General features: G+C 71.2%; 13 protein-coding genes. 5 read left to right on the top strand and 8 right to left on the bottom strand.

From position 1 onward, the window contains the following. Positions 1-97 precede the first annotated feature (97 nt). On the bottom strand, positions 98-1,306 hold the full coding sequence (locus tag ACIBTS_RS00155; RefSeq protein WP_399315629.1) for a DUF5685 family protein: 1,209 nt from the start codon (positions 1,304-1,306) through the stop codon (positions 98-100). Between the two features lie 323 nt (positions 1,307-1,629). Here ACIBTS_RS00155 and ACIBTS_RS00150 point away from each other — a divergent pair, with 323 nt between their 5' ends. Then, on the top strand, positions 1,630-2,067 hold the full coding sequence (locus tag ACIBTS_RS00150; RefSeq protein ID WP_079663254.1) for a cell division protein SepF: 438 nt from the start codon (positions 1,630-1,632) through the stop codon (positions 2,065-2,067). A gap of 43 nt (positions 2,068-2,110) precedes the next feature. Here the strand turns inward: ACIBTS_RS00150 and ACIBTS_RS00145 are convergent, their stop codons facing one another. Beyond that, positions 2,111-3,301, bottom strand: a complete 1,191-nt coding sequence (locus ACIBTS_RS00145) for an acyl-CoA dehydrogenase family protein (RefSeq protein ID WP_399315628.1) — start codon at positions 3,299-3,301, stop codon at positions 2,111-2,113. A 157-nt stretch (positions 3,302-3,458) separates the two neighbouring features. Beyond that, positions 3,459-5,054 carry an MFS transporter gene (locus ACIBTS_RS00140; RefSeq protein ID WP_399315627.1) on the bottom strand — a complete coding sequence of 532 codons (1,596 nt, stop codon included), beginning with the start codon at positions 5,052-5,054 and terminating at the stop codon, positions 3,459-3,461. A 328-nt stretch (positions 5,055-5,382) separates the two neighbouring features. On the opposite strand from ACIBTS_RS00140, the gene ACIBTS_RS00135 reads away from it, so the two are divergent. Continuing rightward, positions 5,383-6,549, top strand: coding sequence for a mannosyltransferase family protein (locus ACIBTS_RS00135; RefSeq protein ID WP_399315626.1), 1,167 nt, complete (start codon positions 5,383-5,385; stop codon positions 6,547-6,549). A gap of 215 nt (positions 6,550-6,764) precedes the next feature. Further along, the gene (locus tag ACIBTS_RS00130) at positions 6,765-7,817 is read left to right on the top strand and encodes a phosphatase PAP2 family protein (protein ID WP_399315625.1); all 1,053 of its coding nucleotides are present in this window, start codon (positions 6,765-6,767) and stop codon (positions 7,815-7,817) included. Positions 7,818-7,949: 132 nt separating this feature from the next. Here the strand turns inward: ACIBTS_RS00130 and ACIBTS_RS00125 are convergent, their stop codons facing one another. Together ACIBTS_RS00125 and ACIBTS_RS00120 are read right to left on the bottom strand one after the other, a co-directional pair. Then, positions 7,950-8,165, bottom strand: a complete 216-nt coding sequence (locus ACIBTS_RS00125; RefSeq protein ID WP_319672023.1) for an I78 family peptidase inhibitor — start codon at positions 8,163-8,165, stop codon at positions 7,950-7,952. Positions 8,166-8,599: 434 nt separating this feature from the next. Next, positions 8,600-9,310: a transglycosylase family protein gene (locus tag ACIBTS_RS00120; protein WP_399315624.1), complete on the bottom strand. Its 711-nt coding sequence runs from the start codon at positions 9,308-9,310 to the stop codon at positions 8,600-8,602. Positions 9,311-9,851: 541 nt separating this feature from the next. On the opposite strand from ACIBTS_RS00120, the gene ACIBTS_RS00115 reads away from it, so the two are divergent. Both ACIBTS_RS00115 and ACIBTS_RS00110 read left to right on the top strand, forming a co-directional pair. Then, complete coding sequence (locus ACIBTS_RS00115; protein WP_399315623.1) at positions 9,852-10,634, top strand: hypothetical protein; 783 nt, start codon at positions 9,852-9,854, stop codon at positions 10,632-10,634. 136 nt (positions 10,635-10,770) lie between these two features. Next, complete coding sequence (locus ACIBTS_RS00110; protein ID WP_319672020.1) at positions 10,771-11,178, top strand: hypothetical protein; 408 nt, start codon at positions 10,771-10,773, stop codon at positions 11,176-11,178. Between the two features lie 172 nt (positions 11,179-11,350). Here ACIBTS_RS00110 and der read toward each other — a convergent pair whose 3' ends face one another. The 3 genes from der to cmk form a co-directional block, all read right to left on the bottom strand. Next, positions 11,351-12,835 carry a ribosome biogenesis GTPase Der gene (gene der, locus ACIBTS_RS00105; RefSeq protein ID WP_399315622.1) on the bottom strand — a complete coding sequence of 495 codons (1,485 nt, stop codon included), beginning with the start codon at positions 12,833-12,835 and terminating at the stop codon, positions 11,351-11,353. 87 nt (positions 12,836-12,922) lie between these two features. Continuing rightward, positions 12,923-13,510, bottom strand: coding sequence for a lysophospholipid acyltransferase family protein (locus tag ACIBTS_RS00100; protein WP_399315927.1), 588 nt, complete (start codon positions 13,508-13,510; stop codon positions 12,923-12,925). A 56-nt stretch (positions 13,511-13,566) separates the two neighbouring features. After that, complete coding sequence (gene cmk, locus ACIBTS_RS00095; RefSeq protein WP_399315621.1) at positions 13,567-14,253, bottom strand: (d)CMP kinase; 687 nt, start codon at positions 14,251-14,253, stop codon at positions 13,567-13,569. Positions 14,254-14,395 lie beyond the last annotated feature (142 nt).

Genomic DNA, 14,395 nt, shown 5'->3' with positions numbered 1-14,395 from the left:
GTCCTTGGCGGGAGATACGTCCCGGGGATGCTCACTGCTCACCGTGACGGCATCCGCGACGGACGATGAGCACCCGCACACGGGACGTGACGCCACGTCAGCACGAGCAGTCGCAGGCACAGCACTCACAGCATTCGCACGCCTCACAGCAGCCGCAGCCGCAGTCGCAGCCGTCGCGGCACCATCCGTCGTGCTTCTTCCGCGACCACGGCCCCTCGAACTCGTCGGCGCAGCACACCTTGCAGGTGCAGCACAGGCCGAGCGCGACCGCGCATCCGGCCCAGAAGCCCCGCTTGTCGGGGCGCGGCGGCTCACCGCCGAAGGGGTTGCCGTGGGGAGGGCCGTAGGGGTTGCCGGGGGCGTTCGGATCCGCCGGCCCCTGGGGGGCGTACGGGCCGATGGGCGGGCCGAAGGCTTGCTGCGGGCCGTGCGCGTGCCCGCAGGAGGAGGTGCCGAACGCCCGGTCCACCGACCGTCCCAGCTCGTGCGCGAGCAGCAGATGCGCCAGCCTGCCGTCGGTGAACTCCACGTCGCGCAGGGCGAGCCGGATGCCGTGCAGGGCGTCGTCGGCGAGCCGGCGGGCCTCGGGGAGCGGGGTGGCCGTGGCCGTCAGCGGGTTCCAGGCGCCGGCCGCCGCATCCGCCGTCCGGTCCTCGACGGCGTCCAGCAGATGCGCCAGCCGTCCGAAGAGACGGCCGGCCTCGGCGAGCGGCGCGGCGTTGCCCGGCCGGCCCGCCAGGACCGCGGTGTGCGCGAACGCGGCGGCGGTGGCGGTCTCGGTGGGCTCGGTGACGGCCAGCAGCGAGGTGCCCGGCCCGGCGAGCGCCTCGATGCCGACCTGCCGGTCCACCGCGTCGAGGAGGACGGCGGTGTCGAACCCTACGGCGGCCCCGCCGCGTTCCCCGGCCCGCCCCCAGCTCGCGGCGACCCGGCGCGCGGCGACGGCGACCGGCCGCCGCGCCAGCAGCCCGTCCCCGTCGGCGATGTGGTCGCGCACCTTGGCCGAGGCGAGCACCAGCGAGACGGCGGCCGCGAGCCGGGCGCCCTCACCCTGCGCGACGGACGCGGTGCGCATCCCGCGCAGCGGACACGGTCCCGCCGTCCGCCGCCATCCACCGCTGACGACCCGCTCGGCCTGAGCCTCCGTCAGAACCGATATGAGCAGACCGTCGTAGTTGGTGACCACCCGCGCGAACTGTCCGTGGTCGCCGCGCAGTGCGAGACAGAGCCCGCACAGGTGCGCCATCCACTGGGCCTTGAGGCTCTCTCCGAGCCGGTGACTGCACGGCCTGACAATTCCGAACACGACAACCCCCGTCGTCTTTGGGACATTGAGCTGCCGCATGCTATCGGCATGCCATCGACCGATTGTCATGTCGGATCGGGGGCACTCGGTTCACCCGGACGCACCGTGCGTCACCCATCCGCCACGAAGAATCATATTTCACTCACAGTCAGCAGCCGTATGCGGTACGACCCTTGGGAGACGCGGGCTCTCGACGGATTCGCTGTGCACCAGTACCGTCACAAACCCCCCGCGCGGCGTCTATCCACTTGGCGCGACATCCGCATCATGGACGACCATGGGGAATGCGGAATGCAGAAAGACCGCTGTGAGAGGAGGCGTCCATGGGATCGGTGCGCAAGGCGAGTGCCTGGCTTGGCCTCGTCGACGACAACGATGACGAGCGTTACTACGACGACGACTATTCCGAGGGGACCGACTCCGGGGACGCCTGGGTCACCGACCCCCGTGTGAAGGTGGCCACGGACACGGCCGAGGAGAAGGGCCGCCGGATCGGCACCGTCACCCCGGACAGTTTCCGGGACGCGCGGGCGATCGGTGAGCTGTTCCGCGAGGGTGTGCCGGTCATCATGAACCTCACGGCCATGGAGCCCGGCGACGCCAAGCGTGTCGTCGACTTCGCGGCCGGGCTGATCTTCGGCCTGCGGGGTTCGATCGAGCGGGTCTCCACCCGGGTGTTCCTGCTGACCCCGTCCAACACGGAGATCGTGAACGGCGATCCGGCCGGACGCCGGACGGACGGTTTCTTCAACCAGAGCTGAGGCAGGGCCGCTCACCGGCCCTGCCCCGGCCCCTGGGGTCGGGTCAGCGGAAGGCGTCGAGTCCGGTGAGCGCCTTGCCCAGCACGAGCTGGTGCATCTCGACGGTGCCCTCGTAGGTGAGCACCGACTCGAGGTTGGTGGCGTGCCGCATGACGGGGTATTCGAGCGAGATCCCGTTGGCGCCGAGGATGGTACGGGCGGTCCGGCAGATCTCGATCGCCTCCCGTACGTTGTTGAGCTTGCCGAAGCTGACCTGCTCGGGACGCAGGCGGCCGGCGTCCATGCGCCGCCCCAGATGATGGGCGAGCAGAATCCCCTTGTGCAGCTCGACCGCCATGTCGGCGAGCTTGGCCTGGGTGAGCTGGAACCCCCCGATGGGCCGCCCGAACTGCTCCCGGGTCTTCGCGTACTCGACGGCGGTCTCGAAGCACGACCGCGCCGCACCCATCGCGCCCCAGACGATCCCGTAGCGCGCGTGGGACAGACAGCTGAGCGGGCCGCGCAGCCCGGTGACCTCCGGCAGGACGGCGTCGGCGGGCAGCCGTACGTCGTCGAGGACGAGTTCGCTGGTCACACTGGCCCGCAGGGACCACTTGTGCTTGATCTCGGGGGCGGCGAACCCGGGGGCGTCGGTGGGCACGACGAACCCGCGGATCCCTTCCTCGGTCTGCGCCCACACGACGGCGACGCCGGCGACGGACCCGTTGGTGATCCACATCTTGCGCCCGCTGAGCACCCAGTCCCCGCCGTCGCGCTTGGCGTACGTCCGCATGCCGGCGGGGTCGGACCCGTGATCGGGTTCGGTGAGCCCGAAGCACCCGATGACCTCGCCGGCGGCCATCCGGGGCAGCCACTGCTGCTTCTGCGCCTCGGAGCCGAACCGGTGGACGGCGTACATGGCGAGGGATCCCTGCACGGACACGAGGGACCGGATGCCGGAGTCGGCGGCTTCGAGTTCGAGACAGGCGAGGCCGTACTGCACGGCGCCGGCGCCCGCACATCCGTACCCGGTGAGCGACATCCCGAGCGCGCCGATCCCGCCGAGCTCGCGTGCGAGCTCCCGGATGACCGGCAGCTCCCCGCGCTCGTACCACTCGGCGACATGGGGCAGCACCCGGTCCGCCGCCCAGCGCCGCACGGTGTCACGGACCGCGAGATCCTCCGGCTCCAGCAGATCGTCGATCCCGAGCGGGTCGGCGGGGTCGAAGGGCGGCAACGTCGAGGACGCGGACATGAGAAAGCCTCCGAAAAACTAGCACCGCTAGTCACACCATCCCCCGAGACGTTACGACCCAGCCCCCCACAAGTCCACCCCACGCCCCACCCACCAGCCAGGACCACCCACGGCCCTGCGGCGGCCGATGGTGGGCGAGTCCCGCGGGCGACGTTCTCTACACGGAGACGCGGGACTCCGCGACTTCCCTGGGCTTGGGCAGCTCCACCGCAGGGACCTCGCACTGCATGACCCGCGGCAACCGCAACGCCATCACAGCCCCCAGCAACAACAACCCCGCGCTCACCCACAACGTGACATGCAGCCCGTGCACAAAGCTGTCCCTCGCGACCCGCCGCAGCGCAACCCCGGCCGGCCCGCCCAACTGTCCGGCGACCTCATACGCCTCGCCCAGCGAATGCCCGGCCGCCGCCGACGCGGACGCCGGCACCCCGGGCACGGACGCCAACCCGGGCGAATACGCCGCGTTCATCACGCTTCCGAGCAGCGCGATCCCGATCCCCGCCCCCAACTGGTACGACGTCTCCCCGATCGCCGCCGCGCCGCCCGCCTGCTCCGACGGAGCCTCGCTCAGCATCGACTCGTACGCCGCGAACAACGTCGTCTCCAGCCCGAAGCCCAGCAGCACGAACCCGGCCAGCAGCAGTCCCGCGTTGTCCGACCCGCCCATCGCGGTGAGCGTCAGCACCGCGACCGCGGTGAGCACGAACCCCCCGCACACCATCCGCCGTGGCCCGAACCGCCGCAGCAGCCGCGCCCCGGCCAGCCCCGCCGCCATCGCGGCGAAGGTCAGCGGCAGCAGCCGTAGCCCTGTCTCCAGCGGGGACAGTCCCAGCACCAGCTGCAGGTACTGCGCCGCGATCAGCTCCAGCCCCACCAGCGCCAACATCGCCAACACGATGCACCCCACCGACGTACTGAACGCCGGCCGCCCGAACATCCGCAGGTCCACCAGCGGATGGACGCGACGCCGCTGACGTCGTACGAACCACACGAGCAGCATCGCGCCCACCGCCAGCGGCAGCACGGTGAACGGACCCACTTCGCCGGCGCCGAGCCGCTTCACGCCCAGGACGACGGCGAACAGCCCGGCAGCCGCCGTCAGCGCGCCGACGACGTCCCACGGGCCGTCCCCCGGGCCCCGCGACTCGGGCAGCAGCAGCCTCCCCACCGGCAGGCTGACCAGCATCAACGGGATATTGACGAGGAAGACCGAGCCCCACCAGAAGTGTTCGAGCAGGAAGCCGCCGAGCAGCGGACCCACCGCCGCGCCCACCGCCGCCACCGCGCTCCAGATGCCTATCGCGAGCGCGCGCTCACGCCGGTCCGGGAACACCTGCCGCAGGATCGACAGCGTCGCCGGCATGATCATCGCGCCGCCGACGCCCAGCAGCGCCCGCGCCAGGATCAGCACCTGCGCACCCCCGGCGAACGCCGCCAGTGCGGAGGCGACGCCGAACAGGGCGTACCCGAGCAGCAGGATCCGTCTGCGGCCGACCTTGTCGCCGAGCGTGCCGAAGAGGATCAGCAGCGAGGCGCAGACCAGCGGATACGTGTCGACGATCCAGAGCAGTTCGATGCCGTCGGGACGCAGGTCCTCGGTGACGGCGGGCACCGCCACGTGCAGCACGGTCGCATCGACGGCGACCAGGAGCAGGCTGACGCACAGCACCACCAGGACGACCCAGCGGTTGGCACCGGCCCCGGCCGCCCGCCGGCGCAGCGCAGCGGCGGCCGTGGTCGTCCCGGACATGTACGTACCTCCCAGGTGATCCCTCGGTCCGGCGGGCTCACGGGGTGGGGACTCCCCGCGACTCGGCCGGAGAGGAGCGGTGGTCTCCGGCCCGCGCAAACGAACACGAGTGGAACGCAGCGTACGCGAGTTCGCGCCACGGCCACGTGGCGGACCTCTCACCGTCCACGGCCAACCATGTGGCGTACGCCACTCTCCGTCCCCTCTCCCGCTCCCTCTCCGTCCCCTCTCCCGCTCCCTCTCCGCTCCACTCCTCGCGCCGCTTTCCGCGCCGGCCCGCGCGCCCCGGCGGTCCCCGGCACCGAGCACGCCGTCGATAATCGAGCCCGTGACCGATCTTGCGACGCGCGTGACGCCCCCCGGCTCCGCGACCCTGCGCCGGGCGGCCCCCGCCCTCGTGGGGTACGTGGCCGTACGCGCCCTGGGTCTGCTGGCCCTCGCCCTGTGGAGCTCCGCCGGCGACAAGAACGCGTACACGCTGCTGACCGCCCGCTGGGACGCCCTCTGGTACACGAGGGTCGCCGAGCTGGGGTACGGCTACGAGGTCCGCCTCCCGAACGGCGACGTCCACTCCAACCTCGCGTTCTTCCCGCTGCTGCCCTGGCTGGAAAGACTTCTGCACGCGGCGACCCCGTTGTCGTACGCCGACGCCGGTTTCGTCGTGTCCCTGCTCGCCTCGCTCGCCGCGGCCGGGGGGATCTTCGCGGTCGCCGACCACGTGTACGGCCGCCGGGCCGGGGTGTGCGCGGTGCTGGTGTGGGCCGTCCTGCCCGTCGGGATCGTGCAGTCGATGGCATACAGCGAGTCGCTCTTCACCGCGCTGGCCGCCTGGTCGCTGTACGCGGTACTCACCGGCCGCTGGGTGACCGCGGGCGCGCTCGCGTCGTTGTCCGGACTGACCCGCCCGGTGGGGCTCGCGGTGGTCGCGGCGGTGTGGGTCTCGGCGGCGGTCTCGTTCGCGCGAACCCGCAGCACGGCGCTCGAACCGGGCGCGCACGCCGCCCGCCGCGCCCTCGGCGTGCTGCTCGCCCCCCTCGGCGCCGTCGGGTACGTCCTGTGGGTCGGCCACCGCACCGGAAAGGGCCCGCTCGGCTACCTCGACGTCCAGGCGGGCTGGCGCAACGGCTTCGACGGCGGGTACGCCTTCGCCCGCTTCGTCGCCGACAAGTTCACGTCGTTCCCGTCGGCCCTCGCCGGTCTCGGACTGATCGTCGGCGTCGCCCTGCTGCTGTGGCTGTACGTCGTCTGTGTACGCCAGGCTCAGCCGCTCCCGCTGCTGGTGTACACGGGTGTCGTCCTCGCGCTCGCCCTGTGCGCGTCGAGCTACTTCGGCTCCAAGCCGCGCCTGCTGCTGCCCGCCTTCCCGCTGCTGTTGCCGCTCGCCCTGGCCCTCGCCCGGCTGCGGACGTCCAGGTCGGCGCTGGTGGTGGGGTGCGTCGCGGCGGCTTCGGCCGTGTACGGCGCGTGGTGGCTGAACGGCTCGGGTCCTCCGTAAGAGAAGTAAGAAAACTCCTGCTTTTCGGTGAATTCTTTCATGAGTTCCCTAAAGCCACCGCGTGGAATGATCAAAGGAATTACAGGGACGATGACCGGGCGATTAGTGATTCCAGAGGAATTAACACCCCTTTGAGAGCAATCCCACATCACATCGTCATCACAAACCGACGGAATCGGCCGGGTCTCGAGCTCACTCGCTGTAACGTCGTTTAGGTGCGTACCGAACAAAACCTCACCCGTCTGGACCGGGTGTTCGCGAGGCTCGACCGTGAGCCGGAACGACCGGCCCACATCGATGTGCCGAAGATGAGCAGGCACCGGGTCGCCCTGCTCGTCGCGACCCTGGCGTTCTATCTGGCGATCGTGTGGCTCGTGGTGATCACCTCGTGGCTGGTCCGCCTCGACTGGCAGGTCATGTTCTTCCGGCCGTACCAGCAGTGGCCGGAGATCCACGCGTTCCTCGACTACTACGTGGTCCTGGGCCAGCGCGGCCCGACCGCCGTGATGGTCGCCGCCTGGCTCGGCTGGAGATCCTGGCGTCAGCACACCCTGCGCCCCATGCTCACGCTGGGCGCCTCGCTGCTGCTGCTGAACATCACCGTCGGCGCCGCGAAGCTCGGCATGGGGCGGCTCGGACCGCACTACGCGACCACCATCGGCTCGAACGAGATGGGCCTGGGCGGCGATATATTCCCCAGCGGCCACACCGCCAACGCCGTGGTGACCTGGGGAATCCTGGCGTATCTGGCCTCCACGCCGAGGGCTCGCCGCTGGCTGTCCGCCACGTCCGCGGTGGTCTCGCTCGGCGTCGGCCTCACCACCGTCTACCTCGGTACGCACTGGCTGAGCGACGTGGTGCTGGGCTGGGCCGCGGGTCTGCTGGTCCTGCTGGCGCTGCCCTGGTGCGAGCCGCTGATCGCTCGCGCCGAGGTCTCGATCCTCGCCCTGCGCGACCGCCGGCGTGCGCGCCGCGCGGGCACGCTCCCGACTCCCCTTCCGGTTCCGGCGGCCCCTGCCCCCGTCGCCGTGTCCGTGCCGCTCAAGCCGCGCACCACGGTCCCGGACGAGCCGCCCGCGACGCACGAGCCGGTCGCTCCGGCGCGTGCGCCGCGCGCACCGGTCTACCTGGCGCCCGGCCCGCACACGACCCGCTCGGAACGCACCCCGGTCACCCCGGCCGGCAGCCGCCGCCCCCCGCACGCCGACCGCCTCCCGCGCGGCACGGCGGCCTCGGCGACGGCCGCCCGCCCCCTGACGGGCGGCTGACCTACGCGAACGCCGCCCCACGACGGCGGGACCCCGGTACGCACAACCCGGTCCCGCGCACGAAGGCCCCGGTTCCCAAGCCAGGAACCGGGGCCTTCGCCGTACCTCTCTCAGCGCTTCGCCGTACCTCTCTCAGCCCTTCCAGGCGCGGGTCACGTGGCCGTCGCTCACCTCGAAGTTCAGCCGCCCGAAGCGGTACTCCATGGTGACGATCGTGCCGGGCGCCAGCGAACGCACCGTCGACCACCCCCGTTCACGCGCGAGCCGCTCGGCGTGTGCCGCCTCGAGGCCGACGTACCCGTCCGGATTGTCCTGGGGCTCCGCTGGCGGAGTGGGATTCGGTGCCATACCGCCACGCTAGGCCGCCAGCCACGCTCCGGGAACCCCGGACCGGTGCCGTGGATCACTCCGGTCACACTTCTGTCACAGGATCACGACACGCGTTTCGACCGCCGGAACATGAGTTCCTGCGCGGCGGTCCATCACACCTACGGGCGGTTCCGTAGGCCTTCCGCGTGTATTCGAACGCAATTCCCGCGTGTCGTGCTGCCGCCGCGAATAACCCGGTGGAAAGCGCGCGGAGAACTGTCTGCGGACCCCGTCGCATTTCGCTTCCGGGCGGGATCCCGGAGCTGACTGCTCATAGGAAATACACGGTGTCCCCACACAGCCTCCGTACCCCGTCGCCGCCGCGCCGGACCAGCGCGCAGCACGGCCGTACAGCCGCGGTGGCCCCATCCGGTCGTCGAACCGGATGGGGCCGCCTGGTCCCGATGGGGGGGTCAGAGCACGAGGCGCTGTCCGGGCACGATCAGGTCGGGGTCGCCGCCGACGACGGCCTCGTTGGCGGCGTAGACCCGCTGCCAGGTGAGCCCGTGCCGGGCCGCGATGGTGCTGAGGGTGTCGCCCTGGCGGACGGTGTAGTGACCGCGGGACGTACCGCGCGAGGTCTGGCTAGTCGAGCGCTCCGCCGCCGTCGAGGAACGCGACGACTCCGACGAACCGGACTTCGAGGAGCCGGAGTAGGACTTCGAGGAACCCGACGACTTCGAGGAACCGGACCTGGAGGAGCTCGACTCGGCCGAACTCGACGTACCGGAGGACGAACCGTTGGACGGAGCGCTGCCGGACGCTCCGGCGCGCGCCGAACACGTCGGCCATGCGCCCCAGCCCTGTGCCTTCTGCACCTTGGCCGCGACGGAGATCTGCTGTGCCTTGCCGGCCTTGTCGGCGGTGGACGCGTAGGCGGTTCCGCCGTACGCGGCCCAGGTGGAGGCGGAGAACTGCAGACCGCCGTAGTACCCGTTGCCGGTGTTGATGTGCCAGTTGCCGCCGCTCTCGCACTGGGCGATGCGGTCCCACACCCCGCTGTCGGCCGCCGCGGCGTTGCCGGTCGCGGACAGCAGTCCGAGGGGGGCGAGCAGGACCGCCCCGGCGAGGACCGCCGTCTTGAGCGACGACTTGCGGGTGTGGTTATCGGCACATTCGGACATGTAGATCCCTCTCTACGGACCCGGGCTTCCCCCTGACCGGAGCGCATCGGCCGCGCAAGGACGCGGTCGTCGCACTCCGTCCCGTCCGCCGACGGTCGTGCTGCGCGTTGTCTGGCTCTGCGCGGCCGGCGGACGTACCCGAGCGGTGCTCGTTGCACACGGCGGAGCAATCTAGGGACCCTGACGACCCGTTATCAACCAACTCCCTGTCGTCCCAGGCCAGTTGATGGTTACCGCCGGTAGCGGCCAATTCCGGCCACCTACTTCATTCGCTCATTTCGTGATTTGTCGACCAGGCACTCGAACAAACTGTGAGTCAGTTCACCGGGCCAAGTTCCGTAACCTCGCCGTTACTTGACATGGAGTAATGGATTCCGTACACGATGTGACCAGTCGTGCAAGATGGTTCGATTCCGTTCGCCGTGCAGCGTGACTCCCGCCACAGATCTCCCGTTGTCTTCTTCATGAGCCGGGGGTCGACCCGGACCACGAGCCGGAGCCACCCGGCCTCGCCCACGCACCGCATCCGAGGGAGCCACCCGTGCCGCGCATGCTCGACGTCAGCGACGAGGTACGCGCCGAGATCGGCGACGAAGAAGCCGACCGGCTGCTCGCCGGAGACAACGCCCCTGGCAGTTACGACTGCACGTCCTGCCGCACCCCGGGCGACTCCGAGAACGAGCGCACCAGCACCGTCCTGTTCATCGGGGACGAGACCGCCGTCCTCGCCTTCGCCCACGCGACCTGCCTGCCCTCGCAGGTCGTCCAGGTCACCGAGGCGCAGCTCCAGGGCGCGGTCCGCTCCATCAGCGGCGACACCGTCGACCTGGACCCGGACAAGGTCGTACCCGAGCAGGCCGTGCTCGGCGTGACCAGCGGACTCGTCCTGATCGCCGGGGAGTTGCACCCCGCCCTGGTCGTCGAGCCGACCGCGCCCATCGTGCGGCCCGGCACGACCGGCGCCGGCGACGACTTCCTGCCCCTCCTCATCGAGCAGGGTTTCATGCCGCTGAGCGAGCTGACCGAGGTGCCGCCGGTGCAGCACGGCTGGTCCGTGCTGCTGGCGATGGGGCAGCTGCACGCCGTCCTCCAGCCCTCGGCGACCGGCGGGCAGCCGGTCGCCTGGTGGCAGGCGCACCAGCCGCTGCAGGTGACGCAGGGGTGGCGGGCCGCCGCCAACAAGCACCAGCAGGTGCTGATGTTCGCGGCGCCGGTCGGCTCGATCGGGCGCCAGCCCAGGGAGGACCTGCTGCGGGACGCGCTCGACAAGGCCGCGGCGAACGGGCAGTTGGTGGGAGCGGCTCTTCCTCTCGCCGGTACCTGAGTCCGCCCACGGGGCGGGGACCGGGCGGGGGCTGCGCACGCACGGCGGCTGAAAGGCCGTCCAAACCGCAGCCCCGCACCCCTTCGGGTGCACCGCACAACCGCATCTCTTCACGTCACGCGTCGTTTGGACATACGTGCACACCTACGACGTTCCCCGCCGCCCGTCCTACCAGTCGATCCCGTCCGCACGACCGGCTCAGGACTCCCAGGGCGGCCCATCGGCCACGCCGATCTACGACGCTCTCTACGCCGAGTACGTCAAGACGTTCCGCTCGCTGCCGGGTGACCGCAGCGGCGAGGACGATCTGGGGTTCACCGCCTTCGGGAACATCCCGCACGGCACGGGCTCGTACGCGCCGCCCCGCCCGGGATCGTTCAGCAGCTCGTACAGCGCCTACAGCGCGGGGGCGCAGAGCGCCCGGCACGGCATCGGGCAGCAGTCCCAGTGGCAGCGGGTCGGGCAGATCGGCCAGCAGCCCACGCCCACCGCGATGCACCACGTCCCGGCGGCTCTCCCGCCGGCCCCGAGAAAGACCTTCTGACAAGGCCCTACCAGGGCCTACCAGATCGTTCGGGGCCTTGCGGGTCCGTGCGGTCCGAACGTGGGGGGGGGGGGGGGGGGGGGGGGGGGGGGGGGGGGGGCGGCGCCCGGGGGCCCGCGGCCCCCCCCCCCCCCCCCCCCCCCCCCCCCCCCCCCCCCCCCCCACGTCACCGCTACTTCTTCTTGTTGCCGCCACGCTTCTCGCGCACCCGCACCGAGATATGGATCGGCGTCCCCTCGAAGCCGAACTCCTCGCGCAGCCGGCGCTCGATGAAGCGCCGGTAGCCCGCCTCGATGAAGCCGGAGGCGAAGAACACGAACCGCGGCGGCTTGGTGCCGGCCTGGGTGCCGAAGAGGATGCGCGGCTGCTTGCCGCCCCGGATCGGGTGCGGGTGGGCGGCGACCAGCTCGCCGAGGAAGGCGTTGAGCCGGCCCGTCGGGACGCGGGTCTCCCAGCCGGCCAGGGCGGTCTCGATCGCCGGGACCAGCTTCTCCATGTGCCGCCCGGTGCGCGCCGAGACGTTCACCCGGGGCGCCCACGCCACCTGGCCGAGCTCAGTCTCGATCTCGCGCTCCAGGTAGTAGCGGCGCTCCTCGTCGAGGGTGTCCCACTTGTTGTAGGCGACGACGATCGCGCGGCCCGCGTCGACGGCCATGGTGACGATCCGCTGGTCCTGGACCGAGATGGACTCGGAGCCGTCGATCAGAATGACCGCCACCTCGGCCTTCTCGACGGCGGCCGCGGTACGCAGCGAGGCGTAGTAGTCGGCGCCCTGCTGGAGGTGGACGCGCTTGCGGATGCCCGCCGTGTCGACGAACTTCCAGGTGACGCCGCCGAGTTCGATCAGCTCGTCGACCGGGTCCCGAGTGGTGCCCGCCATCTCGTTGACGACGACCCGCTCCTCGCCCGCCACCTTGTTCAGCAGCGAGGACTTGCCGACGTTCGGACGGCCGATGAGCGCGATGCGGCGCGGCCCGCCGACCGCGGTGCCGAAGCTCTGCTCGGGCGCCTCGGGCAGCGCCTCCAGGACGGCGTCCAGCATGTCGCCGGTGCCGCGGCCGTGCAGCGCGGAGACGGGGTGCGGCTCGCCGAGACCGAGCGACCACAGGTAGGCCGCGTCGGCCTCGCCGCTCGGGCCGTCGACCTTGTTGGCGGCGAGCACGACGGGCTTGCCGGCCTTGCGCAGCAGCCGGACCACCGCCTCGTCGGTGTCGGTGGCGCCGACCTTGGCGTCCACGACGAAAACGACGGCGTCGGCCGCCTCGATCGCGTACTCGGCCTGCGCGGCCACGGAGGCGTCGATGCCGAGGACGTCCTGCTCCCAGCCGCCGGTGTCGACGACCTTGAAACGACGGCCCGCCCACTCGGCCTCGTACGTGACCCGGTCGCGGGTGACGCCCGGCTTGTCCTCGACGACCGCCTCGCGCCGCCCGATGATCCGGTTGACGAGGGTCGACTTGCCGACATTCGGGCGGCCGACGACGGCGAGGACCGGCAGCGGCCCGTGGCCGGCGGCCTCGATCGCCCCCTCGACGTCCTCCAGGTCGAAGCCCTCGATCGCGGCGAGCTCCATGAACTCCGCGTACTCGGCGTCGCCGAGCGCCCCGTGATCGTGCTCGAAGCCGTCCGAGCCGTCGGGCTGGGTGTGGTCGTTCATGAAGTCCGTACCTCGTCGTTCATTCGTGGTGATCGGTGGAGCACCCGTTTCGTTCGGGTTGATCCACTACTCGGTATTCAGTGTCGCTCAGCGCCCGGTGAGGCGCCTGGCGTTTTCCAGGTGAGCGGCCAGCTGCTTCTGGATGCGTTCGGTGGCCTCGTCCAGCGCCTTGCGGGTACGCCGTCCGCTGCCGTCGCCCGCGTCGAACGGGTCGCCGAAGACGACGTCGACGCGGGAGCGCAGCGGGGGCAGCGCCTTTATCAACCGTCCGCGCCGCTCGGAACTTCCCAGCACGGCGACGGGCACGATCGGCGCGCCGCTGCGGACGGCGAAGTAGGCGAGCCCGGCGCGCAGGGCGGCGAAGTCGCCCTCGCCCCGGGTGCCCTCGGGGAAGATCCCGAGGACCCCGCCGTTCTCCAGCACACCCAGCGCGTGGGTGATGGCCGTGCGATCGGTGGTGCCGCGGTCGACCTTGATCTGGCCGACGCGGGTCATGAACGGGCCGAGCGGGCCGACGAACGCTTCCTTCTTGACCAGGAAGTGCGACGCCCGGGGCGCCACGCCGATGACCATCGGGCCGTCGACGATGTGGGAGTGGTTGACCGCGAAGATCACCGGGCCGCTCGTGGGTACCTTCCAGGCGCCCAGCACGCGCGGCTTCCACAGCCCGTACATCAGGCCGACGCCGATCCGCCGCCCGATCTCGGCGCCCCTCTCGGTGGGCAGTTTGCTCACTTCGCGGCCCGCTTCTCCTCGACGAGGGTGACAACGCACTCGATGACCTGGGTCAGCGTCAGCTCGGTGGTGTCCACCTCGACGGCGTCGTCCGCCTTGGCGAGCGGGGAGGTCCTGCGGGAGGAGTCGGCCGCGTCCCGCCGGATCAGCGCCTCACGGGTGCTGTGGACGTCCGCGCCCTTCAGCTCGCCGCTGCGGCGGGCGGCGCGGGCCTCCGGCGAGGCGGTGAGGAAGATCTTCAGGTCGGCGTCGGGCAGCACGGTCGTACCGATGTCCCGACCCTCGACGACTATCCCGCGGTCGGCGGAGGCCGCCAGCGAACGCTGCAGCTCGGTGATCCGGGCCCGCACCTCCGGCACGGCGCTCACCGCGCTGACCTTGGCGGTGACCTCCTGGGTGCGGATGGGCGCGGCCACATCCGTGCCGTCGACCGTGATGGTCGGGGCGGCCGGATCGGTCCCGGAGACGATCTCGGCCTTGCCGGCGACGGCGGCGATCGCCGTGGGGTCCTCGATGTCGATCCCGTTGTTCACCATCCACCACGTGATCGCCCGGTACTGAGCGCCGGTGTCCAGGTAGCTCAGCCCGAGCCGAGCGGCCACGGCCTTGGACGTGCTCGACTTGCCCGTGCCGGAGGGGCCGTCGATGGCGACAATCACGGGCTGGGCGGCGCCGTTTTCCACGGGGGGACACCTTCCTGGTGCGAGGCGGTGGAGGTACGGGGCGCGACTGTGCCCCGCACAAGGTTACCGGCCACGGGTCACTCGTCCGGCCGCGGCTTCTTGCCACCGCCCGACGCCACCCGACGCCGCCGACCCGTCTGCC

Origin of the sequence: Streptomyces sp. NPDC050121, assembly GCF_044460385.1 — a bacterium.
Classification (GTDB): domain Bacteria; phylum Actinomycetota; class Actinomycetes; order Streptomycetales; family Streptomycetaceae; genus Streptomyces; species Streptomyces soliscabiei.
This window is presented reverse-complemented; position numbering and strand designations above follow the sequence as displayed.

Coding starts and splice junctions, on each gene's coding strand:
- ACIBTS_RS00150 (WP_079663254.1), top strand. CDS start 1,630: ATGGGATCGGTGCGCAAGGCGAGTGCCTGGCTTGGCCTCGTCGACGAC.
- ACIBTS_RS00145 (WP_399315628.1), bottom strand. CDS start 3,301: ATGTCCGCGTCCTCGACGTTGCCGCCCTTCGACCCCGCCGACCCGCTC.
- ACIBTS_RS00140 (WP_399315627.1), bottom strand. CDS start 5,054: ATGTCCGGGACGACCACGGCCGCCGCTGCGCTGCGCCGGCGGGCGGCC.
- ACIBTS_RS00125 (WP_319672023.1), bottom strand. CDS start 8,165: ATGGCACCGAATCCCACTCCGCCAGCGGAGCCCCAGGACAATCCGGAC.
- ACIBTS_RS00120 (WP_399315624.1), bottom strand. CDS start 9,310: ATGTCCGAATGTGCCGATAACCACACCCGCAAGTCGTCGCTCAAGACG.
- der (WP_399315622.1), bottom strand. CDS start 12,835: ATGAACGACCACACCCAGCCCGACGGCTCGGACGGCTTCGAGCACGAT.
- ACIBTS_RS00100 (WP_399315927.1), bottom strand. CDS start 13,510: ATGTACGGGCTGTGGAAGCCGCGCGTGCTGGGCGCCTGGAAGGTACCC.